Annotated in this window: 1 protein-coding gene and 1 pseudogene; both read right to left on the reverse strand. The window is 62.8% G+C overall.

Going from position 1 to position 1,948, the window contains the following annotated elements; translation table 11 throughout:
- Positions 1 to 1,733 (reverse strand): ABC transporter transmembrane domain-containing protein (locus WCB02_RS21705; protein ID WP_423961284.1); only part of this gene is annotated, 1,733 nt, incomplete at its 3' end.
- Positions 1,730 to 1,948, reverse strand: a pseudogene (locus WCB02_RS21710) (ABC transporter ATP-binding protein); the annotation flags it as partial. The gene WCB02_RS21705 and the pseudogene WCB02_RS21710, both read right to left, overlap by 4 nt.

A 1,948-nucleotide genomic window follows, 5' to 3' on the forward strand; every position in this document is an offset into this window, starting at 1 on the left:
TAGTACACCCGTATCGAGCCGGCGGCGAGTGTAACGGCCGCCCTGAGCGCCGCCAGCACAAGCGCGATGCTGCCGAGCTTGAGGTCGTAATAAAGCATGAGTCCAATGCTGAAGAGACCGAACAGCGCCGCGGTAAAGCCCCGGAGGACGCGCCCCGTCAGGATCTGGCGGGCGGCTTCGATGCCCATCGATCTGTCGACAAGGTCACCAGTGGTGTAGTCGCGAAACAGAGAGGCGGGCAGCCTGAGCAGGCGATCGACGAGTGCCGCCTGTAGCTTGTAGTCGAGCGAGCCTTCGATGCTCAAGGTGACCAGGCCCTGCATGCCTTGCAGCCCGGCGATCGCGACCGCCGTGACGGCTAACGCTGCCGCGCAAATGATGAGCTGGTCGAGCTCGGTCCGCGGAATCACCGAACTGACGAGGAAATTGGTGAGCAGCGGCGGGATAAGCGATAGCAGCCCGATGGCGATGATCGCCAGAGCGATACGGACCATGCTGCCGGCCAAGCCACCTGTCGAAAAGGAAAGCAGATCTCGATAGCCGAGCGCTCGGGCGGGCAGGACTTTGTAGAAGCTGACAGCTTCCGGCGCGAGGTCCTTTGCGACGGAACGATCAATACGATGACGCCGCCCATGCTTCGGATCCAACATCGTGTACCGATTGCGACCGCGGACGAGCGCCACCGGATCGCGGCTTTTCCCATGCCAGGCGAGAAGCGGACCGGCATCGGCTTTCCACCATTGGTCGTGTAATTGCACCGGGCGCGCCCGCAGTCGGTTCGCTCGCGCAATCTCCAGGACCTCGCCAAGCGTCCCGCCTGAAGAACGCGACCGGCCGGAATGCGCAATCGAGGTGCCGAGGGCATCCGCCACGATCCGGCAACTGGAGAGCAATGGATCAGATGCGTCCAGATCAAATTGAGCGCGATCCGACGTCTTGGAGACGACCGCGGAAAGCCGTTCGAGTGCGTCGATCGTCTGCGCTTGGATCAGCTCGGCCCTCCTCGTCAACCCTTGCTGTTGCTGGCGCTGTAGCAGCCCGAGCGTCCTCCGGAGATGAGCAATGACGGCAACATGTAGTCGATCGAGCGCGGGCCAGAGCAGCGGGGGCGCCGGCAGTTCCGTATCCGCCGCAAGGACGCAACCGGGCTCGCGGGCCGCAAGCCAAAGTCCAAAGCCGAGTGGAATGGCATGACCTTCGGGCCATGCTTGATCCACATCCAGGAGCCTGGCAGTCCCTGTTTCAACGCGGGTCCATACCAAGCCTCGCATCGGACCGCGACAGGAGTCACCCGGCCGCATCTGCTTCCGTTCGCCAGCAGTGAGCTCGGGAATGCCATAGAACCGTGCCGGATGGTCAGCGATACCGGCCAAGCAGGCAATCCAGCCCGAAACAGCATCGAGCGACGTTATGCCACTGCGCGGCATCGTATTGATCGTAGCGCCTGCGCCGCCGATCGCGATGATCTGCAGTCCGCCTCCCGACGTCTCGCAAGCCGTGTGCAGATCCAGGATGATCGCACCCTGCTCAAGACGAAACAGGTGATGGCGCATGCCGATCGTCCCAACCGCCTCCACGGCGAAGACGTCGATATGCCCGGCTCCGACCTCCAGGACCTGATCGCGATGATTGAGAAGCAGGGGGTGGCGGGGGTCGAGGGTTATCGCGCGGGCCGGCCCGGCGAGCGCGTGCTCCTGGTGAATCGATTCGTTGCCGGCAGCCTCTTCACTCATTCGCTCGCCACAAGTTTTGCGTAAGAGCCTTGCAGGAAGACAAGCTGTTCATGGGTGCCGCGCTCCACGATCCGCCCCCGCTCCAAAACGATGATTTCGTCGCAATCGCGGATTGTGCTCAGGCGATGGGCTATGATGATGCAGGTACAGCCCCTGCGCCGGAGACTCTCATCGATGGCTTTTTCCGTGATCGGATCGAGCGCGGCCGTTGCTTC

This window comes from Bradyrhizobium sp. (assembly GCF_049581145.1).
Taxonomy (GTDB): Bacteria; Pseudomonadota; Alphaproteobacteria; order Rhizobiales; family Xanthobacteraceae; genus Bradyrhizobium.